The organism is Streptomyces sp. NPDC014864 (assembly GCF_043081525.1).
Lineage (GTDB): Bacteria > Actinomycetota > Actinomycetes > Streptomycetales > Streptomycetaceae > Streptomyces.
Genome location: NZ_JBIBWT010000012.1, coordinates 21,786 through 42,836, shown reverse-complemented (window position 1 = coordinate 42,836; position 21,051 = coordinate 21,786). Strand labels below are relative to the sequence as shown.

The 21,051-nt window shown below is 72.5% G+C and carries 19 protein-coding genes and 1 riboswitch; of the genes, 3 read left to right on the top strand and 16 right to left on the bottom strand.

What is annotated here, in order from left to right; genetic code table 11:
* Window positions 1–61 precede the first annotated feature (61 nt).
* From ACF1A5_RS21970 to ACF1A5_RS21950, 5 genes are all read right to left on the bottom strand, one after another.
* On the bottom strand, window positions 62–1,015 hold the full coding sequence (locus ACF1A5_RS21970; RefSeq protein WP_392194539.1) for an ROK family glucokinase: 954 nt from the start codon (window positions 1,013–1,015) through the stop codon (window positions 62–64).
* A 132-nt stretch (window positions 1,016–1,147) separates the two neighbouring features.
* Window positions 1,148–1,672, bottom strand: coding sequence for a DUF5304 domain-containing protein (locus ACF1A5_RS21965; protein WP_392194538.1), 525 nt, complete (start codon window positions 1,670–1,672; stop codon window positions 1,148–1,150).
* Window positions 1,673–1,729: 57 nt separating this feature from the next.
* Window positions 1,730–2,899, bottom strand: a complete 1,170-nt coding sequence (locus tag ACF1A5_RS21960) for an ArsA family ATPase (protein ID WP_392194537.1) — start codon at window positions 2,897–2,899, stop codon at window positions 1,730–1,732.
* Between the two features lie 77 nt (window positions 2,900–2,976).
* The gene (locus ACF1A5_RS21955; protein WP_392194536.1) at window positions 2,977–3,420 is read right to left on the bottom strand and encodes an SRPBCC family protein; all 444 of its coding nucleotides are present in this window, start codon (window positions 3,418–3,420) and stop codon (window positions 2,977–2,979) included.
* Between the two features lie 158 nt (window positions 3,421–3,578).
* Entirely contained in the window at window positions 3,579–4,376 is a 798-nt protein-coding gene (locus tag ACF1A5_RS21950; protein ID WP_392194535.1) for a metallophosphoesterase, read from the bottom strand.
* Window positions 4,377–4,692: 316 nt separating this feature from the next.
* Here ACF1A5_RS21950 and ACF1A5_RS21945 point away from each other — a divergent pair, with 316 nt between their 5' ends.
* Window positions 4,693–6,489 (top strand): AMP-dependent synthetase/ligase, encoded by a 1,797-nt coding sequence (locus ACF1A5_RS21945; RefSeq protein WP_392194534.1) that lies wholly within the window; start codon window positions 4,693–4,695, stop codon window positions 6,487–6,489.
* A 132-nt stretch (window positions 6,490–6,621) separates the two neighbouring features.
* Here the strand turns inward: ACF1A5_RS21945 and ACF1A5_RS21940 are convergent, their stop codons facing one another.
* The 6 genes from ACF1A5_RS21940 to ACF1A5_RS21915 all read right to left on the bottom strand — a co-directional run bounded on the left by ACF1A5_RS21940 (window position 6,622) and on the right by ACF1A5_RS21915 (window position 13,293).
* Complete coding sequence (locus tag ACF1A5_RS21940) at window positions 6,622–7,764, bottom strand: glycosyltransferase family 4 protein (protein ID WP_392194533.1); 1,143 nt, start codon at window positions 7,762–7,764, stop codon at window positions 6,622–6,624.
* A gap of 117 nt (window positions 7,765–7,881) precedes the next feature.
* Window positions 7,882–9,072, bottom strand: coding sequence for a hypothetical protein (locus tag ACF1A5_RS21935; RefSeq protein ID WP_392194532.1), 1,191 nt, complete (start codon window positions 9,070–9,072; stop codon window positions 7,882–7,884).
* 32 nt (window positions 9,073–9,104) lie between these two features.
* Complete coding sequence (locus ACF1A5_RS21930) at window positions 9,105–10,118, bottom strand: NlpC/P60 family protein (protein WP_392194531.1); 1,014 nt, start codon at window positions 10,116–10,118, stop codon at window positions 9,105–9,107.
* A gap of 246 nt (window positions 10,119–10,364) precedes the next feature.
* Entirely contained in the window at window positions 10,365–11,405 is a 1,041-nt protein-coding gene (locus ACF1A5_RS21925; protein ID WP_392194530.1) for an NlpC/P60 family protein, read from the bottom strand.
* A gap of 238 nt (window positions 11,406–11,643) precedes the next feature.
* Window positions 11,644–12,993, bottom strand: coding sequence for an NYN domain-containing protein (locus ACF1A5_RS21920; RefSeq protein ID WP_392194529.1), 1,350 nt, complete (start codon window positions 12,991–12,993; stop codon window positions 11,644–11,646).
* A gap of 60 nt (window positions 12,994–13,053) precedes the next feature.
* Complete coding sequence (locus tag ACF1A5_RS21915; RefSeq protein WP_392194528.1) at window positions 13,054–13,293, bottom strand: hypothetical protein; 240 nt, start codon at window positions 13,291–13,293, stop codon at window positions 13,054–13,056.
* A 231-nt stretch (window positions 13,294–13,524) separates the two neighbouring features.
* Here ACF1A5_RS21915 and ACF1A5_RS21910 point away from each other — a divergent pair, with 231 nt between their 5' ends.
* Together ACF1A5_RS21910 and ACF1A5_RS21905 are read left to right on the top strand one after the other, a co-directional pair.
* Window positions 13,525–14,202 (top strand): rhomboid family intramembrane serine protease, encoded by a 678-nt coding sequence (locus tag ACF1A5_RS21910; RefSeq protein WP_392194705.1) that lies wholly within the window; start codon window positions 13,525–13,527, stop codon window positions 14,200–14,202.
* Window positions 14,199–14,480: an Lrp/AsnC family transcriptional regulator gene (locus ACF1A5_RS21905; RefSeq protein ID WP_037931200.1), complete on the top strand. Its 282-nt coding sequence runs from the start codon at window positions 14,199–14,201 to the stop codon at window positions 14,478–14,480. Before ACF1A5_RS21910 ends, ACF1A5_RS21905 begins: the two co-directional genes overlap by 4 nt.
* A gap of 46 nt (window positions 14,481–14,526) precedes the next feature.
* On the opposite strand, the gene ACF1A5_RS21900 is transcribed toward ACF1A5_RS21905, so the two are convergent.
* From ACF1A5_RS21900 to ACF1A5_RS21880, 5 genes are all read right to left on the bottom strand, one after another.
* Window positions 14,527–15,906 carry an aminotransferase class V-fold PLP-dependent enzyme gene (locus ACF1A5_RS21900; RefSeq protein WP_392194527.1) on the bottom strand — a complete coding sequence of 460 codons (1,380 nt, stop codon included), beginning with the start codon at window positions 15,904–15,906 and terminating at the stop codon, window positions 14,527–14,529.
* Between the two features lie 201 nt (window positions 15,907–16,107).
* Window positions 16,108–16,224, bottom strand: a riboswitch (SAM riboswitch).
* 85 nt (window positions 16,225–16,309) lie between these two features.
* The gene (trpD, locus tag ACF1A5_RS21895; RefSeq protein WP_392194526.1) at window positions 16,310–17,374 is read right to left on the bottom strand and encodes an anthranilate phosphoribosyltransferase; all 1,065 of its coding nucleotides are present in this window, start codon (window positions 17,372–17,374) and stop codon (window positions 16,310–16,312) included.
* Window positions 17,375–17,508: 134 nt separating this feature from the next.
* Complete coding sequence (locus ACF1A5_RS21890) at window positions 17,509–19,164, bottom strand: cytochrome bc complex cytochrome b subunit (protein WP_392194525.1); 1,656 nt, start codon at window positions 19,162–19,164, stop codon at window positions 17,509–17,511.
* Window positions 19,161–20,219 (bottom strand): Rieske 2Fe-2S domain-containing protein, encoded by a 1,059-nt coding sequence (locus ACF1A5_RS21885; RefSeq protein ID WP_392194524.1) that lies wholly within the window; start codon window positions 20,217–20,219, stop codon window positions 19,161–19,163. Before ACF1A5_RS21885 ends, ACF1A5_RS21890 begins: the two co-directional genes overlap by 4 nt.
* The gene (locus ACF1A5_RS21880) at window positions 20,216–21,025 is read right to left on the bottom strand and encodes a c-type cytochrome (protein ID WP_392194523.1); all 810 of its coding nucleotides are present in this window, start codon (window positions 21,023–21,025) and stop codon (window positions 20,216–20,218) included. Before ACF1A5_RS21880 ends, ACF1A5_RS21885 begins: the two co-directional genes overlap by 4 nt.
* Between the last annotated feature and the right edge of the window lie 26 nt (window positions 21,026–21,051).

Here is a 21,051-nt window from a genome sequence, read left to right as displayed (position 1 = left end):
GCCCATGCGGCACAGCTCATGTCCGCGGGACCCCGCGCCCCCCGTGCACCCCACGGGCTCCCTACATGATCGGGTCCGGCTCCCGGGCCAGGTCCGCCGCGCCCACCAGGCCGGCCTTGTTGCCGAGCTGGGCGGCGATCACGTCGGCGACCGGGCGCCAGTTGCCGCCCACCAGCCAGCGCTTGTACGACTTGCGGATCGGGTCCAGGACCAGCTCGCCCTCGTCGGAGAGGCCGCCGCCCACGATGAAGGCGGACGGATCGAAGAGGGAGGCCAGGTCGGCCAGGCCCGCGCCGGCCCAGCGGGCCAGCTCGCGGTAGGAGTCCACGGCCACCGGGTCGCCCTGGCGCGCGGCCATCGAGATGTGCTTGCCCTCGATGCCGTCCGGGGTGCCGTCGCCCAGCGACAGCAGCACGTCCGCGTTCTCCGGTGTGGCGTTGGCCCGCTGCTTGGCGTACCGCACCAGGGCGCGGCCCGAGGCGTACTGCTCCCAGCAGCCCTGGCTGCCGCAGCCGCAGAGCAGGCCGTCCGGCACCATCCGGATGTGCCCGAACTCCGCGGCCACGCCGAAGTGGCCGCGGCGCAGCTTGTTGCCGGTGATGATGCCGCCGCCGAGGCCGGTGCCGAGCGTGATGCAGATGACGTTGCGGTGGCCCTTGCCGGCGCCGAACTTGTACTCGCCCCAGGCGGCGGCGTTCGCGTCGTTCTCCACGACGACCGGCAGGCTCACGCGGGCCTCGACCTCGTCCTTCAGCGGCTCCTGGCGCCAGTCGATGTTGGGGGCGAAGTAGACCGTCGAGCGCTGTCGGTTGACGTAGCCCGCGGCGCCGATGCCCACACCGACGATGTCGTGCCCCGCGCGTGCGCCCTCCACGGCCGACGCGATGGCGTCCACGATGGCCTCGGGCGTGGTGGGGGTGGGCACCTTGAAGGTCGAGAGGATGTTGCCTTCCTCGTCGACCACGCCGGCCGCGATCTTCGTGCCGCCGATGTCGACGCCGATGGTGAGTCCCATGAATCCCTCAGTTCCGGTCGAGCCCCGCTACGGCCAACCGTACCCGAGGCCCCGCTGTCGAATTCGCGTCGTCCGCACGGCGGACCGGCCCGGCGGCGGCCGGTGCGGGCCGGCGGGCGGGACCGGGCGCCATCAGTCCAGGTCGATGCGCTGCCCCGGGCCGGTGCCCTCGCCGGGGTCGCGGCGGTCGCGCGGGTCCGCGGGGCCGTCGGTGCGCGGGGGGCCCGCCGGGCCGTCCGCGCGGCCGGTCCAGCGGCGCTCCTGGGCCTGGACGGCGCTTCGGTAGGCAGCGAGCAGCTCGCCGCCGGCCGCCGCCAGGTGGTCGAAGACGTCGGGGTTGCGCTCGATGACGGGCTCGACGGCCGCCTTGGCCTGCTGGACGGCCTGGCGCACCATCTCCTGGGCGGCCGGCCCGGCGATCGCGCCGAACAGCGGGGACCGCATCGACGACAGCCGGTCGGCGACGGTGTCGACGAGCTTGCGCAGCTCCTCGGCGGCCGAGCCCGGGGGCGGGCCGTACTCCGAGCGGCGGCGGGCCTTCTCCGCGGCGAGATCCTCCGCGCACGCGGTGGCCCAGGCGTCGGCGGCGGCGGCGCGGGGCGCCTCGCCGGCCGCATCCTCTTGAGCGGTGCCGGGCGTGGGGCGCTCTTCGCTCATGACGGACTCCTGACTACGGTTCGTCCCTACGACGTTACCCGAACGGGCGTATGCGGTTCACCTCTCCCGGGGCCACAGCCGCGGGTCCGGCACGAAGCGGACGCGCAGCTCGTCGTCGCGCAGCGCGGCCCCGTCCACGGTGCAGCGGCGCAGCGCGGAGGGCAGCGGGACGATCCGGCGGAACTGTCCGGCGGTGACGACGAGTTCGTCGCCGCGGCGGACGAGGTCCAGCTCGTCCCGTATGGCGCCGGGCAGCGGCAGGTGCCAGACCAGCACGCCGTCCTCGGCGAGGCGGTCGGTGACGGGCCACTCGACCGGGGTGGGCTCCGGGTTGACGCCGGGCACGGCGAGGGCGGCCAGGTCGTCCGCGCCGCGCGGGTCGCGGCCGAGGTGGGCGGCCGGGTGGACGGTGTGGGACTCCTGCCACTCGTCGAGGGTCTTGCGCTGCTGGGCGACGGGGCCGGCGAGCCAGGAGTCCGCGGCGGACTCGGGCAGGACCCGGGTGGCGACCAGGAACTCGGTGCGCAGCCCGCGCAGGGCGAGGCCGAGGGCGGTGGTGCGGACGGCCTCGGCGCCGGCCGGGCCGGGCTCGGCGACCAGGCGTACGGCGGTGCCGCGGTCGGCGACGACCGCTTCGACGGCGGCGAGTTCGACGTCCCAGCGGGAGGCCGTCTCGTAGAGCCACTCGGCGGGCATGGGGACGCCGGCGAGGCGGCCGAGGACGGGGCGCAGGGCGCGGGCCGCCTGACGCTCGGGCGGCAGCAGCCGGCGAAGGTAGCGGCGCAGTTCCTCGGGGAGGGAGAGCAGGGCGAGGGCCTGCGGTGCGGGCGGCAGGTCGACGACCAGCAGCTCGAACCGCTCCGACAGCGCCGCGTCGCGCAGCGCGCGCAGCAGGGCGAGTTCCTCGGCGCCGGGCAGCGGGGTGACCTCCTCGGCGTCGAGGCGCGCGGCCCCGAGGAGGTCGAGGACGCCCGCCGCGCGGCTCTGGAAGGCGGCGAGGTCGTCGCGGAATCCGGCGGCGGCGTCGGGGCGCCAGGCGGTGAGGCCGGGCTCGACGGGGACCGGCCGGGCGCCCGTGGCCACGCCGAGCGCCGCGCCGAGGCTGTCCGTGCGGTCGGCGCTGAGGACGAGGGTGGGCGTGCCGTCACGGGCGGCGGTCAGGGCGGTGGCGGCGGCGACGGTGGTACGGCCGCTGCCGCCCGGGCCCGTGATCAGGAGGGTGCGCATGGAGGTGAACGGTACCCGCGCACGCGGCCCGTGGACCGTCGCGAACGCCGCGCGCCCGCTCCCGGATCACCGCCGGGTCACGCGGCGCCGGACTCCACGCGCTTCTTCAGACCCGCCAGCGCCCGGTCGATGATGACCTTCTCGGCCTTGCGCTTGATCATGCCCAGCATGGGGATCTTGACGTCGACGGTGAGCCGGTAGGTCACCTCGGTGGCGCCCACGCCCGCCGGCTTGAGGAGATAGGTGCCGTCCAGGGAGCGGAGCATCTGCGACTTGACCAGGGTCCAGGAGACCTCGTTGTCGCCGGTCCAGGTGTAGGCGAGGGTCTGGTCGTCCTTGATGGCGCCCGCGTCCATGACGAGGCGGACCTGTTCGGCGCGGCCCTGGGGGTCGGTGACGAGGACCTCGGCCTCCTTCACCTCGCCGGTCCAGTCCGGGTAGCGGGCGAAGTCGGCGATCACCCCCATGACGTCGGCCGGTGCCGCCTCGATCGTGATGCTCGAGCTGGTGTGTTCCGCCATCGCCGTGGCTCCTCCAGATGCGGGCCGTATGGGGTCTCCCCCGCCCGCGCGTGGAGGGCTCGGGGAAGAGGTCGTCGTGCGCACGTGTGTGCAGCGTGAAGGCTACCGCGCGGCCGTACGGCGGACGTCACCCCCGTCCGGGCTCATCGGCCGGATCCTCACCACCGCAGGACCCACGGTTTGCCGGTCCCGGCGAAGTGCCCCACGTTCACGCACTCGGTGGCGCCGATCCGCATCCGGCGCACCAGTGGCTGGTGGACATGGCCGAAGAGCGCGTACCGGGGCCGGGTCCGGCGGATCGCGGCCAGCAGCGCCCGGCTGCCGCGTTCGAAGCGGCGGGCCACGGTGTCGTAGACGAGTTCCGGCACCTCCGGCGGGATGTGCGTGCAGAGCACGTCCACCTCGCCGACGGCCTCGATCTTCGCCGCGTACTCCTCGTCGTCGATCTCGTACGGCGTCCGCATGGGCGTTCTGAGTCCGCCGCCGACGAAGCCGAAGACCCGGCCGTGGATCTCCACCCGTTCCCCGTCGAGCACGCGGGTGCCGGGGCCGGCGTACTCGCGCCACAGGGGCGGCATGTCGACGTTGCCGTAGGTGGCGTACGTAGGGGTGGGGAACGCGGCGAACAGCTCGGTGTACTGCTTGCGCACCGCCCGCTCGATCACCGTGGCCCGGTCCCCGTCGATGCCCGCCCACAGCCGGGCGCCGAGCTCGCGGGCCTCGGTGAAGCGGCGGGCGGTGCGCAGCTCGACCAGCCGCCGGGCGTTCTCCGCACCGAACAGGTCGGGGAAGATGCCCCGCGAGTGGTCGGCGTAGTCGAGGAAGAGGATCAGGTCGCCGAGGCAGACCAGCGCGTCCGCCCCGTCGCCGGCCCGGGCCAGGTCACGGGCGTTGCCGTGGACGTCGCTGACCACGTGGACGCGCGTCCCCCGCCCACCGGCTGATGTGGATGCCATGGTGATCAAGCGTAGGCCTGTGCGGCATACGTGAACAGTGACCGCCGAACCATGGGTTACTGGCCAGTCAGTTCATACGTCGACTACTGTGCGCGAAGGAACATCAATCCGTGTGACGCAGCGAACATCTCGCCGGGACCCCCTGTCGAAGAAGCCATACCGGCGGGTAACGTCCGGGCCGTCCAGTCGTGCTCTGGATTTCAACCACCGCGCCCTCGCGGCCGCTGGCGAAGCCCCGGGCATCCGACCGAGCCTTGGACCGGACCGTCGCATCACACAACGTCGTGGCGCCGGCGCCCTATGAGGAGCAGCAGTCTTGCGCGAGTTCAGCCTTCCGGCTTTGTACGAGGTCCCTGCGGACGGGAATCTGACCGACATCGTCCGCAGAAACGCCGCGCAGCACCCCGACGTCGCCGTCATCGCGCGCAAGGCGGGCGGCACGTGGCAGGACGTGACCGCCGCCGCCTTCCTGGCCGAGGTGCACGCCGCCGCCAAGGGACTCATCGCCTCCGGCATCCGGCCCGGCGACCGGGTGGGCCTGATGTCCCGCACCCGCTACGAGTGGACGCTGCTGGACTTCGCGATCTGGTGCGCGGGCGCGGTCACCGTGCCGGTGTACGAGACCAGTTCGCCCGAACAGGTGCAGTGGATCCTCAGCGACTCCGGCGCGACGGCCTGTGTCGTGGAACTGGACGGTCACGCCGCCGCCGTCGAGTCGGTGCGCGCGACACTGCCCGCGCTGAAGCACGTCTGGCAGATCGAGGCCGGCGGCCTCGGGGAACTCGCGCGCGCCGGACAGGACATCAGCGACGCGACCGTCGAGGAGCGCAGCTCGCTGGCGAAGGCCGACGACGCGGCGACCATCGTCTACACGTCCGGCACCACCGGCCGCCCCAAGGGCTGCGTGCTCTCCCACCGCAGTTTCTTCGCCGAGTGCGGCAACATCGTCGAGCGGCTGCGCCCGCTGTTCCGCACCGGCGAGTGCTCGGTGCTGCTCTTCCTGCCGCTCGCGCACGTCTTCGGGCGGCTGGTGCAGATCGCGCCGATGATGGCGCCGATCAAGCTGGGCTGCGTCCCGGACATCAAGAACCTCACCGACGAACTGGCCGCCTTCCGGCCGACGCTGGTGCTGGGCGTCCCGCGCGTCTTCGAGAAGGTCTACAACTCCGCGCGCGCCAAGGCCCAGGCCGACGGCAAGGGCAAGATCTTCGACAAGGCCGCGGACACCGCGATCGCGTACAGCAAGGCGCTGGACACCCCCTCGGGCCCCTCCCTCGGCCTGCGGATCAAGCACAAGACCTTCGACAGGCTCGTCTACAGCAAGCTGCGCGCGGTCCTCGGCGGCCGCGGCGAGTACGCGATCTCCGGCGGCGCCCCGCTCGGCGAGCGCCTCGGACACTTCTTCCGCGGCATCGGCTTCACCGTCCTCGAGGGCTACGGCCTGACCGAGTCCTGCGCGGCGACCGCCTTCAACCCCTGGGACCGGCAGAAGATCGGCACGGTCGGGCAGCCGCTGCCCGGCTCGGTCATCCGCATCGCGGACGACGGGGAGGTGCTGCTGCACGGCGAGCACCTGTTCAAGGAGTACTGGAACAACCCCGGCGCGACCGCGGAGGCGCTGGCCGACGGCTGGTTCCACACCGGTGACATCGGCACCCTCGACGAGGACGGCTACCTCAGGATCACCGGCCGCAAGAAGGAGATCATCGTCACCGCGGGCGGCAAGAACGTCGCTCCGGCCGTGATCGAGGACCGCATCCGGGCGCACGCGCTGGTCGCGGAGTGCATGGTGGTGGGCGACGGGCGGCCGTTCGTGGGCGCGCTGGTCACCCTGGACGAGGAGTTCCTGGGCCGCTGGGCCGCCGAGCACGGCAAGCCGGCGGGCTCCACCGCGGCGTCGCTGCGCGAGGACCCGGATCTGCTCGCGGCGATCCAGGACGCGGTCGACGACGGCAACGCCGCGGTGTCGAAGGCGGAATCGGTACGGAAGTTCCGCGTTCTGTCCTCCCAGTTCACGGAGGAGTCGGGCCACCTCACGCCGTCTCTGAAGCTGAAGCGGAACGTGGTGGCGAAGGACTACGCGGACGAGATCGAGGCGATCTACGCGAAGTAGCCGCCCCCGCGGCGGCCCATGGCGCGGTGTCCTCGGCGAGGACCCGCGCCATCGTCCGTTCGGCGCGCGGTGACCTCGCGGTTCCGCCCAGGGGCGCGGCAGGGCGGAGGCCCGCGCGGCGGCGCGGACCCGCTACAGCAGCTCCTCCAGCGCCCCGGCCAGCAGGTCCCAGCGCCACTTCGTCTCGACCCACTGCCGCCCCCGCTCCCCCATCCGGCGGCGCAGCGCGGCGTCGCCGAGCAGGGCGACGACGCGGTCGGCGACGTCCTGCGGGGAGCCGCCGCGCACCACCCAGCCGGTCTCGCCGTCGAGCACCGCGTCGGGCGCGCCGCCGGAGTCCCCGGCGACCACGGGCAGTCCGGTCGCGGACGCCTCCAGGTAGACGATTCCCAGGCCCTCCACGTCCAGCCCGCCGCGCCGGGTGCGGCACGGCATGGCGAAGACGTCACCGGCGCCGTAGTGCGCGGGCAGCTCCGCCCAGGGCACCGCGCCGGTGAAGCGGACGGAGCCGGCCACCCCGGTCTCCTGCGCGAGCCGGCGCAGGTCCCTCTCGTACGGCCCGCCGCCGACGATCAGCAGCACGGCGTCCGGCTCGGCGGACAGGATCCGGGGCAGGGCACGGATGAGGGTGTCCTGGCCCTTGCGCGGCACGAGCCGGGAGACGCACACGACGACGGGCCGGTCGGTGAGCCCGAGCCGGGCCCGCACCTCGTCGCCGCCGGAACCGGGGTGGAAGGTCTTCTCGTCGACGCCGGGCGGCAGTTGGACCATCCGCCCGGCGGCCGCGGGGGTCAGCGCGCCGGCGATCCGGGAGCGGGTGTACTCGCCGAGGTAGGTGAGGGTGTCCGTCGCCTCCCCGATCCGGCGCAGCAGCCCCCGGGCGGCGGGCAGTTGCGCCCATCCCGCCTCGTGGCCGTGGGTGGTGGCCACCAGCCGCTTCGCGCCGGCCCGGCGCAGTGCCGGCGCCATGAGGCCGAGCGGCGCGGCAGCCCCGAACCACACCGAGCTGCATCCGTGCTCGCGCAGCAGCCCGACCGCGCGCCGGGTCGCCCCCGGTGTGGGCAGCAGCATCGTGGTGCGGTCGCGTACGACGGTGAAGGGCTGTTCCGCGTCGAAGGCCGCTGTCGCCTCGGCCCCCTCCCGGCCGCGCTTCCAGGTGGAGGCGTAGACGACCAGCCGCTCCGGGTCCATCCGCAGCGCCATGTTGTGCAGGAACGCCTGGATGCCGCCCGGGCGGGGCGGGAAGTCGTTGGTCACGATCAGGGTCTTGTGCATCGCCGCCGACCCTATCCAACCCCGGGTGGACGGACCGACACGGCCGCCGCCCGTCCGCCGGCGCCCGCCGGAGCGGGCCGTGCGCCGCTCGCCGGGCCGCTCCCGCGGACACGCCGCTCACCCGAGCCGCTCCCGCAGATACGCCCGCCACCGCGCGGTGAAGTCCGCCAGGGTCGTGCCCAGCACCCGGTGCAGGGCGTCCTCGACCGCGCCGGGCCGCCGGTGGTGCCCGCCCACGGCCTGGTAGAAGGCGCGCAGCCGGTCCTCCCCCCACTGGCCGGCGATCATCCGGCAGGCCATCCAGCCGCTCTCGTAGGCCTCCGCGAGCCGGGTCGCGTTCCCGGCGAAGCCGAAGGCCCGGTCGGCCGGGAGCGCCGCCGGCACCCGTCCCTCGGCCACGGCCTGCCGCAGCTCGGGCGCGGCCTGGACCGGGGTGCGCCCGGTGCCGCGGTAGCCGACCCAGTCGGCGTACCCCTCGGAGAGCCACAGCGGGGTGGCCGGGTTGGTGCGGGCACGGGTGGCGACATGGGTCGTCTCGTGGGTGAACACGACCTGTCTGCCGAGCGGGCCGAGCATCCCGTAGGCGTCGGGGTTGACGATGATCCGGTCGGCGGGGGCGCGGCCCGAGCCCCCCGCCTCGCCGGTGGTGACGGCGGCGATCCCGCGGTAGCCGGAGGCGGGCGAGCCGAGCAGCCCGGCCATCCCCTCCAGGGACCGCGGGACGAGCACCACCACCTGGCGGCTCCAGTCGGTGCCCCACGCGTCGGACACCGCCGGCACCGCCCGGTCGGCCAGGTCCGCGTAGCCGTGCAGCGCCCGGCCGCTCTGCCCGACCCCGAGGACGATGCCGCGCCGTCCCCGGACCACCGAGACCGCGCCCTGGTCCCACAGCTGCTGGACGGCCTTCGTCGCGGGCCGGTCGGAGTTCACGTGCCACGTCCCGCCGGGCCCGGCCGACAGGGTGAGCGTGCGGCCGGCGACGACGGGGGCCCGGTCGTACCCGGTCACCCGGTAGCGCAGCTCCGCGTCGGCGGTGGCCGTGCCGCCCCTGCGGCGCAGTCCGGTCAGGCGGTAGGACCAGTCGGCGAACGGCACCGCCCGCAGGTCCGCGTACGAGGCCCGGTCGCCGGTGGCGGCGTACGCCCGCTCGTCGTGGTGGAGGACCGCCCGTGCCCTGCGGTCGAGCACGTCCTGCACCTGCGCCCGGGCGGTGTCGGCCGCGGACCGCCCGCCGCAGGCCGTCAACGACGCGAGCAGCAGGCAGAGCGCCACCGCCACAGATCCCGATGCCCGCCGTCGACCAGCCATTTCACGATCGTACGGCGGTGTACCGGCCGCCGTCAGACCCTGGTGACCGACGAGATCGGCATCATGTCCACCCGGTCGTAGCGCACGGGCGCGCCGGGGTGGGGGGCGTGGATGACCCGGCCGCCGCCGGCGTACATGGCGACATGGCCGGCGTCGGACCGGTAGACGACGAGGTCGCCGGGGCGGGCCTCGGACAGCGGGATCTGCCGCCCGGCGTAGCGCTGTTCCTGCGAGGTGCGCGGCAGCTGCACCCCGGCCCGCGCGTACGACCACTGCATGAGGCCCGAACAGTCGAAGCCGGAGGGGCCGTTGGCGCCCCAGACGTAGGGGCGACCGAGGGCGGAGCGGGCGGCGGTGAGGGCGGCTGCCGCGCGGGCGGAGGCGGCCGGGCCTTCGATCAGGCCGGAGAGCTCGTCGCGGCCGGAGCGGGAGGCCCGGTCGTAGGCCGCGCGCTCCGCCGGGGGCAGCGCCCGCAAGAGCAGCCGGGCGCGGGCGAGCTTCCGCTCGACGGTCCGCTTGTGGGCGACGACGGCCTCGCGGCTCTTCTCCAGCTCGCCGAGGGCGCGGGAGGTCTCGGCGCGCTCCTGGGTGAGTTCGCGCAGCGCCCTGCGCAGGTCCGCGAGCTCGCCGGCCTGATGGGCGGTGATCCGGCTGAGCACGGACGCCTTGTCGAGGTAGTCGGCCGGGTCGTGGGCGAACAGCAGGGCCAGCGACGGGTCGAGGCCGCCGGAACGGTACTGCGCGCCGGCCAGCGCGCCCAGCGTCCCCCGCAGGTCGTTGACGCGCTGCTGCTGCCGGGCGACACGGTCCCGGGAGTCGCGCACCTGACGGCGCAGCAGGCCCGCGCGCTCGCCGGCCTGGTTGTACGCCTCGGTCGCCTTCTCGGCCTCCTCGTACAGGCGGTCCACCTCGGCCCGGGTGGGTGCGTGCGGCGCGGCGGCGGCCGGGACGGCGCCCAGCGCGGCGGCCGCGGCGGACAGCGCGCAGAGCGCGGCACCGGCGCCCCGGTCGAACCCGGACGGTGCAAGGCGGCGATGAGACCCCACGGGAAGCCGACTCCTTCCGCTGGCGAACATGACCGTCTCCCGGCGCCGGGACGGAGGGCCGCCCCCGCGGCTGGGGGAAACGCGCCAGACAGTAGCCGCGCGGAACCGCCCGGGCCACGTGCGGCGGGCGGGCGCACAACGCGGCGCCCCGTCTCTGACGCAGGTCATCGGCGGGGCGCGGGGGTCAGCGCGGGTCGTGGTGATTCGCCCGTTCGGAGGGCACGACCGCTTGATCCGGGAGCGGTGTCAGACGCGGACGCCGAACATGAACGGGCCGCCGATGGTGCTCATCGACTCGTAGCGGACGACCGTGCCGGTGCGCGGGGCGTGCAGGATCTGGCCGTTGCCGGCGTACAGGCCCACGTGGTGGATGTCGTTGAAGAAGAACACCAGGTCGCCGACCTGGAGCTGGCTCTGCGAGTAGATCCGGGTGCCTATGTTGGCCTGCTGCTCGGAGGTGCGCGGGATGGAGACGCCGGCCTGGGCGTACGCCCAGGAGGTCAGGCCCGAGCAGTCGAAGGAGGAGGGGCCGGTGGCACCGTAGACGTAGGGCGAGCCGATCTTGGTCTGGGCGGCGGAGAACGCGGCGCCCGCGCGGCCCGAGGCGGGAGGCGTGTTGCCGTCCAGGACGCTGCGCTCACTGGCCCGGGTGGCGCGCTGCTGCTCGGCCGCCAGCTCCGCCTTCTCCTTGGCGGTCATGGAGTTGAGCAGCTTCTGCGCCTCGGCGAGCTTGCTCTGGACTTCCTTCTTCTTCTTGCCCAGCTCGGTGCGGGTGGAGGCGAGGTCCTTGAGCTTCTCGGAGGCCTCGGCGCGCTGCTGGGCCAGTTCGCGCTGTTTGTCCTGGATCTTCTTCAGCGCGTCGACCTGCTGGCTGCTCAACTGGTCGAGCGTGGAGGCCTTGTCGAGGTAGTCGTCCGGGTCCGAGGAGAGGAACAGCTGGACGGAGGGGTCTATCCCACCGGTGCGGTACTGGCCGGCGGCCATCGAACCGAGGCCGTCACGCAGCTTGTTGAGCTCCTCCTGGCCGCGGGCGACGTTGTCCTGGATGGTGGAGATCTCCTTCTGGAGCTTCTCCTGCTTCTCCTTGGCCCCGTTGAACTTCTCGGTGGCCTGCTCCGCCTGCTCGTAGAGGGCGTCGACCTTGGCCTTGACCTCGTCCTTGCTCGGCTTGGCGCTGGGCGCCGCGTTGGCGGCCTGAGCACTGATGGCTACGGCTGCAGCCGCCGCGGTGGTGAGTACGGTCACGCGCGCACGGCTGGGCTGCTTGGGTCGACGGTGGGACGCCACGAAAGCGAGCTCCTTCTTCTGAGTGATAACCCGCTCGGAGGTTCGACGCCCGACCTTAGTGACCTCATCGTGATGAGTTCAAATCCTCACACCAAAAAATCCCGTCCCGCAATGCATTCTTTGCACTCAACTCACATCAAGTGAGCCCCGCTTGACGCTACGTGCCGCGACGCACCCACCAATTCGGGCATTGCGGCGCTACGTTGCGGTTGGGGCACAGGGCGCCTTACGCCCGATTTCAGCCGCGGGACAGGCGCTTGAGGAGCACCGCGGACGCCACCGGTCGCGCCCCCGCCCTGGCCACCCCGTCGGCCACCTCACGGTCGGTGGAGACGACGATCACCGGCCGCCCGGGCGGTTCGGCGCGCACCAGCTGGCGGATCAGCTCGTCGGCGGTGACGCCCGGCTTGGAGAACAGCACCCGCACCCCGCGCGGCGGCGCGAGCAACACCGGGGCCGCCAGCTCCGCCCCGTCGAAGACGCAGGTGACCTCGGCGCCGGTCTGCGCGGCGAGCTGCGAGAGCTGGCCCAGCAGCCGTAGCCGCTGCTTCTCCAGCGGCATCTGCGGATAGCCGGTCTTGGTCACGTTGTAGCCGTCGACGACCAGATGGGCCTGCGGCAGCGCGAGGAGCTGGTCGAGGATGGCGGGGTCGTTCTCGGACAGCGCGCGGGCGGCGATGTCCTTGGGGGTCATCCGTCCGGGCTCGACCGCGTCCACGGTCTCCGCGGGGCGTACGGAGACCGGCGGCAGCGCCAGTTCCCGGCGCAGCCCCTGGGCCGCGTCCAGCACGGTGTCCAACAGCAGCCGTACCCGCATGTCCTCGACGCTGCGTCCCTCGCGGGCGGCCCGGCGGGCGGCCTCCAGGGCCGCCTCCGTCTCGCCTAGGCGGGCCTTGAGGCGCCGGGTCTCGCTCTCCGCGGCCGACACCTGCGCCTGCCCGTCGGCCCGCAGGGCCTCGGTCTCGCCCCGGACCTTGCGCAGCGCGGCCTCGCCCCGCTTGACGTCGCTGAGCGCGGCCCGCAGCTTGCGGTGCAGGGACTCCGCCTCCTTCTTGGCCGCGTCCAGCTCGGCCCGCAGCCGCTCGGTCTCGGCCCGGGTCTGCTCGCGGGCCCGGTCGAGCTCCTCGCGCAGCCGCTCCAGCTCGGCCCGGCTCTCCTCGTCGGCGCGCTCGGCGTCCGCCCGCTGGGCCTCCTCGCCGGCGGCGGTCACCAGCTTCACCCAGCCCGTGGGGCGCAGCACATAGGCCGCGGCCGCCACGTCGAGCGGGTCCGCGGCCGGAGGGGGCGAGCCGGAGTCCAGGGCGCCGGACAGCTCCGGATGGGCCTCTCTGAACTTGTCCCCGACGCGCTGCCGGAACAGCGCGTCGGTCTCCAGCGCCGCCGCCATGGCGTTTCCCGCGAACTTCGCCCGCCGGTTCGGGGTGAACCGGGCGTACTGCCGCAGTTGCGCCGGCAGCTCGGTGAAGGTCAGCCCGCCGAACGCGTCGGACACGATCTGCACCACCCTGCGGCGCACACCGTCGGGCAGCGGACGGTCGAGCACCTCAGCGGCGCCGTCGCCCGGCCCCCCGCCTTGTGTCTCCACCATCCGTCACCCCAATGTCCGGTGTGATCCCCGCGGGGATCACGGTTGCGGGGCCGGTTCCGCTCAGGAGGCGGCGCCCGGCCTGTCCACGAGTTCGACCTGGTCCACCGCATTGCACCAGCGGCAGCGCACCGACTCGATGGTCTCACTGACCACTTCGCGCTCCTCGACCGTGGGCTCTCCGGCCAGATCCAGGTGGACGTACTCGACGACCTTCGACGAACGCGTCACGTCGAAGCGGGTGAGATTGCCGCAGAGGGCGCAGCGCCACCGCGTCGTGGCGGTCGGCAGGGGAACCGTCATCGTGGCTGTTCGCTTTCCTTCTAGTGTCCGTGACGCGCCGGCTTCCCCGGCGCGTGTGGCTCGTAACCCTACGGCGTGGCACCGCCTCGCCGCCCGTCCGTCCACGGCGGCGAGGCAGTCTGTGCGGGTGCGTCCCGTTACGCCATGCTCTGTTCCGTGAGTGGCAACGGGAGTGCGGTGGCGGGCGGGGCGGTCCGGGTGGTCAGGGCGGTGCGGAGCGCGCCGGCGCCGATGACGTACGTCCTGATCGTCCTGTGCTGCCTGGTCTTCCTGGCCGGACCGGCGGCGGGACTCGATCCGGCGTACGGGACCGGCGACGGGCTGCTCGCCGCCCAGCGGGCCTACTTCCGCCGCTGGGGGGTGATCCCCGCCGTGCTGTTCGAGGGCACGCCGCGGGCCGCCCTGACCCCGGCGACGGCCCTGTTCGTGCACGGCAGCTGGGTGCATCTGCTCGGCAACATGCTCTTCCTCTACGTCTTCGGGACGATGACCGAGGAACGGATGGGCCGCCTCCAGTTCACGCTGTTCTACGTCGGCTGCGGCTACCTGGCCCTCCTTGGCTACGCGGCCGCCAACGCAACGTCCGGACAGACCCTGGTGGGGGCGTCCGGCGCGATCTCGGCGGTCCTCGGCGCGTTTCTCTACCTGTTCCCCAGGGCCCGGGTGACCAGTCTCTTCCCGTTCCTGTTCTTCCTGCCGCTGCGCTTCCCGGCCTGGGTCGTGCTGCCCTTCTGGGCGGCCCTGCAGTGGATGGCGGCCGGGCGGGCCGCCCAGGGGCCACAGGTGGCCTACCTGGCGCACCTGGTCGGCTTCGGGCTCGGCTTCGGCTTCGCGTGGGCCCGGTTCGGCCGGGCGACTATTGTGAGGTCCGCCCCTGCTCCGGCCCCCGAGGGAGAGAACCAGCCGTGATCACCGCGATCGTCCTCATCAAGACCAGCGTGGACCGGATCCCCGAGATCGCCGAGCAGATCGCGTCGCTGGACTCCGTGAGCGAGGTCTTCTCCGTCACCGGCACCTACGACCTGATCGCCATGGTGCGGGTGCGGGAGCACGAGGACCTCGCCGAGGTCATCCCCGGGCGGATCAGCAAGATCCCGGGGGTGGAGGGGACGGACACCCACGTGGCCTTCCGCACGTACTCCCAGCACGACCTGGAGGCGGCCTTCGCCATCGGGCTGGACTCCTGACCGGCCCCTGGGGCCCGGACAGGACCCCGGGACCACCGGCACGAAGCTAGACCACCGGCACGCAGCGCCCGCCCTCCGTGCGGTACGTCCAGCGCGCGCCGTCCCGGACGAGTTCCCGCACCGCGGTCAGGAAGCGGTCGATGTGCTCGTCGGGGGTGCCGGCGCCGAAGCTGACGCGGACGGCGTGCAGGGAGCGCTCGCCGGGGGCGGTCTCCGGGGAGCCGCACCCTCCCCGCGCCCCCGCGCCCGCGCCCGCGCCCGCGCCGAGCAGCGTGCGGAGCAGGGGGTGGGCGCAGAAGAGGCCGTCACGGACGCCGATGCCGTACTCGGCGGAGAGCGCGGCCGCGAAGTGGGAGCTGTTCCAGCCCTCGACGACGAAGGACAGCACGCCGACCCGCGGCGCGTCGTCGCCGAAGAGGGAGAGCACCCGCACCTCGGGTACCTCGGCGAGGCCCGTCCTGAGCCTGCGCAGCAGGTGCTGCTCGCGGGCGACGAGCGTGTCGAAGCCGGCCTCCGTGAGGGCCCGGCAGGCCGAGGCGACGGCGTAGGCACCGATCACGTTGGGCGAGCCGGCCTCGTGGCGGGCGGCGCTCTCGTGCCACTCCACCTCCACTCCCCCGTCGGCGCGCCGGGCGACGCTACGGCTCGCACCGCCGCCCGCGAGGTACGGCTCGGCCGCCCGCAGCCAGTCGGCGCGGCCGGCCAGGACGCCGGAGCCGAAGGGGGCGTACAGCTTGTGGCCGGAGAAGGCCACCCAGTCGACGTCGAGGTCGGCGACCGACACCGGGTGGTGCGGCGCGAGTTGGGCGGCGTCCAGGACGATCCGGGCGCCGTGCGCGTGCGCGGCGGCGGCCAGCTCCCGCACCGGCCACAGCTCGCCGGTGACGTTGGAGGCACCGGTGACGCAGACCAGGGCCGGGCCGTGGGGGTCGCGGTCGGCCAGGGCCCGCTCCAGGGTCTCCACGGCCTGCCGCGGGGTGCGGGGCGCGTCGAGGACGGTGACGTCGGCGCCCGGCCACGGCAGCAGCGCCGCGTGGTGCTCGGTCTCGAAGACGAAGACCCGGCAGCCGGGCGGCAGCGCGCGGGCCAGGAGGTTGAGGGAGTCGGTGGTGGACCGGGTGAAGACCACCTGGTCGGCCGGACGGCAGCCGAGGAACCCGGCGACGGTCGTCCGGGCCTTCTCGAACAGGTCGGTGGAGAGCTGGGAGAGGTGGCCGGCGCCGCGGTGGACGCTGCCGTAGTACGGCGCGTAGGCGGCCACGTCGTCCCAGACGCGCTGGAGGGCGGGGGCGCTGGCCGCGTAGTCGAGCGCGGCGTACCCGGCCTCGCCGCCGGTGACGAGCGGAACGGTGACGTCCCGGCCCAGCACGGGCAGCGGGGGGCAGACGGCAGGGGCAGCGGCGGGGGCAGCGGTGACGACGGACATGGCGGACTCCTGGGAGAGGCAAGCGGAATCACCGTGCGAGCACGACTACGGCTCAAGCACGCAGGGAGCTCCAGCACGGCGGAAGGAGAAAGGGGTGTGCGGAGGCGGGGCTCGACGCCCTAACGCATTCGCTTGCTCACGGAAGGCTCCCTCGAACGACCAGGACCCCTGGCCCCACGCTCATTCAGAAAGCGTGCGAGGGGTCCGCGCTTGCCGCGGACCTTGCTGTCCACGACCTGGTCCTCACCCGGGGCACCCCGCCACGGACGGAGGGTTGCCGGACAGCCGGCCGGGGCCGCATGGCTGTCGCTCATGACCTGGTCCACCATCCTGCCACACGATCTTCGACGCGCAAGGCGTGGTCCGGAATGCGGACCACGCCCTGCCTCGTGCCGTGTGCGGATCAGGCGTTGCTGGCGGCCACCCAGCGCTCCAGCACCCGCTTCGCCGCCCCCGAGTCGATCGACCGCGCGGCCCTGTCCATCCCGGCGCGCAGCTGCTCGGCCAGCGTCCCGGACCCCGGCTCCAGGGCGACCAGCGCGGCCGCCGAGTTCAGCAGCACGGCGTCGCGCACGGGGCCGGTCTCTCCGTCCAGCAGCCGGCGGGCGACCTCGGCGTTGTAGGACGGGTCGCCCCCGCGCAGGGCCTCGACGGGCACCGGCTCGATGCCGACGTCCCGCGGGTCGAAGGTCTCCTCGGACACCTTGCCGTCCCGGACCACCCAGACGTGGGAGGTGGAGGTCGTGGTCAGCTCGTCCAGGCCGTCGTCGCCCCGGAAGACGAGGGAGGAGTTGCCGCGCTCGGCGAAGACGCCCGCGATGATCGGCGCCATCCGCGCGTCGGCCACGCCGACCGCCTGCGCCCGCACCTTCGCCGGGTTGGTCAGCGGACCGAGGAAGTTGAAGACCGTACGGATGCCCAGCTGGCCCCGCGCCGCCGCCACATGGCGCAGCGCCGGGTGGAACTTCACCGCGAAGCAGAAGGTGATCCCGGCCTCCTCCGCGACCTGGGCCACCCGCCGCGGCGTCAGCTCCAGATTCACGCCCAGCTTCTCCAGGACGTCGGACGCCCCGGAGGCGGAGGAGGCGGCCCGGTTGCCGTGCTTGACGACCTTCGCGCCCGTGCCGCCGACCACGATCGACGACATCGTGGAGATGTTGACCGTTCTGGCGCCGTCGCCGCCGGTGCCGACGATGTCGACGGTCTCGCCCGGCACCTCGATGACGTTGGCGTGGTCGTACATCGCGCGGACCAGGCCGGTGATCTCCTCCACCGTCTCGCCCTTGGCCCGCAGCGCCACTACGAAACCGGCGATCTGGGCGTCGGTGGCCTCGCCGCGCATGATCCGGTCCATCGCCCAGGCCGTGTCGTCGGCGCTCTGGTCACGGCCGTCCAGCAGCCCGTTCAGCACCTGGGGCCAGGAACGGCCCGCCGCGGTGTCGCCTCCAGCGGGGTTCACAGCGCTCATCAGCCGCTCCTGGGTCGGTGTCCCGGACTGGGGACACGGGTCTCGAACAGGTTCCACCCTATCCAGCCCGGGGCACGGGAAAGGGCCCCGTCCGTATGGAGGACAGGGCCCTTTCCTTGTGGCGTGCGCAGCGATCAGTGGTGGCCGTGGCCGCTCGTGATCTCCTTGTACTCCTCGACGCTCGGCTTGGTGATCTGGGAGTCCTCGCCGTAGTAGGCGCCGCTGAGCTTGGCGCGCAGCTTCTCGGATCCCTTCACCTTGCGCTCGACGCCGTTCTCGTCGACCGTCGGGCCGATCTCGGCCGGCTCGTACTGGTGGTGCGCCGTGAGGGTGTAGAGCTGCTCCTGGCTGAGCGGCTCGTGGACCTCGATGAACTCACCGTGCGGCAGGCGCTTGATGATGCCGGTCTCGCGACCGTGCAGCACCTTCTCCTTGTCCCGGCGCTGGAGGCCGAGGCAGATCCGCTTGGTGATGACGAACGCGACGACCGGGCCGAGGAAGAACGCGATCCGCACGAACCAGGTGACAGCGTTGATCGACAGGTGGAAGTGGGTCGCGACCAGGTCGTTGCCGCCGCCGATCAGACCCACCATGTAGATGGTGATCCAGGCGACACCGAACGCGGTACGGGTCGGGGCGTTGCGCGGGCGGTCCAGGATGTGGTGCTCGCGCTTGTCCCCGGTGATCCAGGACTCCACGAAGGGGTAGACCGCGATCATCATCAGCACGACGCCGAAGAGGACCAGCGGGATGAACACGCCGAGGATCAGCGTGTGACCCCAGAAGTTGATCTCCCAGCCCGGCATCGCGCGGATGAGGCCCTCGGCGAAGCCCATGTACCAGTCCGGCTGGGCGCCGGTGGACACCTGGTCGGGCCGGTAGGGGCCCATCGCCCAGATCGGGTTGATCGAGAACAGCGCCGCGATCGCCGCGATCACACCGAAGACCAGGAAGAAGAAGCCTCCGGCCTTGGCCATGTAGACCGGCAGCAGCGGCATGCCGACGACGTTCTCGTTGGTCTTTCCGGGGCCCGCGAACTGCGTGTGCTTGTGGTAGAAGACCAGGATCAGGTGGGCGACCACCAGGCCGAGCATGATGCCCGGCAGCAGCAGGATGTGGATCGAGTAGAAGCGGGCCACGAAGTCGCCGCCCGGGAACTCGCCGCCGAAGAGGAAGAACGAGATGTACGTGCCCACGATCGGCACGGACAGGACCGCGCCCTCCATGAAGCGGACACCGGTGCCGGAGAGCAGGTCGTCCGGGAGCGAGTAGCCGGTGAAACCGGTGAACATGCCCAGGACGAACAGCAGGAAGCCGAACAGCCAGTTGATCTCACGCGGCTTGCGGAACGCGCCGGTGAAGAAGACGCGCATCATGTGCACGAACATGCCGCCGAGGAAGATCAGCGCGGCCCAGTGGTGGATCTGCCGGATGAGCAGACCACCGCGCACGTCGAAGGAGATGTGCAGGGTCGAGTTGAACGCCTCGCTCATCAGCTGTCCCTGCAGCGGGACGTACGAGCCGTGGTACTCCACCTCGTTCATCGACGGGTGGAAGAACAGCGTCAGGTACACACCCGTGAGGATGATGATGAGGAAGCTGTAGAGGCAGACCTCGCCCAACATGAACGACCAGTGGTCGGGGAAGATCTTGCGCATGTTGGCCTTGGCCAGGGAGTAGATCCCGAGCCGGCCGTCCGCCCAGTCGGCGAGGCGCTCGCCGGCCGGTGCCTTGCCGCGGGAGCGTCCCGCGGCGTCGGCCGGATTCGTGTTGCTGGATGCAGTGCTCATCCGCGCTCCCAGAATGCAGGACCGACGGGCTCCTCGAAGTCGCCGAGCGCCTGGAGGTAACCCTCGCTGTCCACGCCGATGCGCAGCTGCGGCAGGGCGTGGCCGGCGGGGCCGAAGATCACTCGGGCACCGTCGGAGAGGTCGAAGGTGGACTGGTGGCACGGGCACAGCACGTGGTGCGTCTGCTGCTCGTACAGGGAGATCGGGCAGCCCACGTGGGTGCAGATCTTGGAGTAGGCCACGATGCCCTGGTGCGACCAGTCGAGTTCGCGCTTGTCCTTGATGTTGTCCGGCTGGAGCCGGATGATCATCAGGGCCGCCTTGGCGATCTCCTTCTGGAAGTCCTCGTCGGTCTCCTCCAGGCCGTCCGGCTTGGCGAAGGTCAGCGAGCCGACGACCACGTCCTCGGGACGCAGCGGCTCGTTGGTGTTCGTGTTGACGAGGCGCTTGCCCTTGGCCCACAGCGTGTGGCGGAGCTTGGTCTCGGGCAGCGGACCGAGGTCGCGCAGCAGCACGAGGCCGGACAGCGGCACCAGGGTGAGCGCGCCGAGCATCGTGTTGCGGATCAGCTTGCGGCGGCCGAGCTGCGACTCCTTGGCGCCCTCCGCGAAGTCCGCGTGGACCTTCGCACGGACCTCGGGGGAGGCCGCGATCGGGTGACGCTCGTCGGCGATCTCCACGTCGGACATCAGGGTGCGGGCCCAGTGGACCGCGCCCGCGCCGATGGTGAACAGCGCGGTGCCCAGCGTCAGGCCGAGCGCGAAGTTCAGCGCGCTGATGTGGCCCAGCGGGAAGACGTAGATCACCTGGTCGGCCGGGATCGCCACGTAGGAGGCGATGAAGCCGACGGTGGCCAGCATCGACAGCGTGAACAGCAGGGCGACGGCGCGCTCGGACCGCCGGGCGGCCCGCTCGTCGATGTCCTGGACACGGTGCTCGTGCGGCGGCAGACCGGGATCCGCAAACGGGTTCCGCTCGTCCGCGACGCCTACCGCGCCGTGCGCGGGGGCCTGCTCAGCGGGCAGGTTCTCTTCTGGCATGTCTTGGCTACTCATGACTTCTTGGCCTTTGCGGTCCGAGCGGCGACCCAGACGGCGACGGCGATCAGCGCGCCCAGTCCGAACACCCAGGCGAACAGACCCTCACTGACCGGACCGAGGCCGCCCAGCTCGTAGCCGCCCGGGGTCACGGTGTCGTCGCCGTTGACCGCGTTCAGGTACGCGATGATGTCCTTCTTGTTCTTCTCCGTCATCGTGGTGTCGGGGAAGGACGGCATGTTCTGCGGGCCGGTCTGCATGGCCTCGTAGATGTGCTTCGGGCTCACGTTCTCGAGGTCCGGGGCGAACTTGCCGTGCGTCAGCGCACCGCCCTTGCCGACGAAGTTGTGGCACTGCGCGCAGTTGGTGCGGAACAGCTCGCCACCCTTGGCGATGTCCGCGCCCTCCGGGCTGTAGTCGTTCTTGGTGGGCACGGCGGGGCCGGCGCCCAGGGACGCGACGTAGGCCGCGAGCTGGTCGATCTCGGCCTGCGAGTAGATGACCTTCTTCTTCGGGACCTGCGCCCCGGGCTGCTGGGCCGGCATACGGCCGGTGCCGACCTGGAAGTCGACGGCGGCGGCGCCGACACCCACCAGGCTCGGACCGTCAGTGGTGCCCTGGCCACCGGTGCCGTGGCAGCTGGCGCAGCCGACCTCGTAGAGCTTCTTGCCCTGCTCGATCGTGAGGGACTGGGCGGTGTCCTCGGCCTTCGCCTTGCTCGCGGGCGCGAACGCGGTGTACAGCCCCCCGGTGGCCGCCAGCGCGAGGAGTAGGACGACGACCGCCGCCAGCGGATGGCGTCGTCGTGCGGAGAGCTTTTTCACGGATTACCCCGGTGTCAGGATCTTCT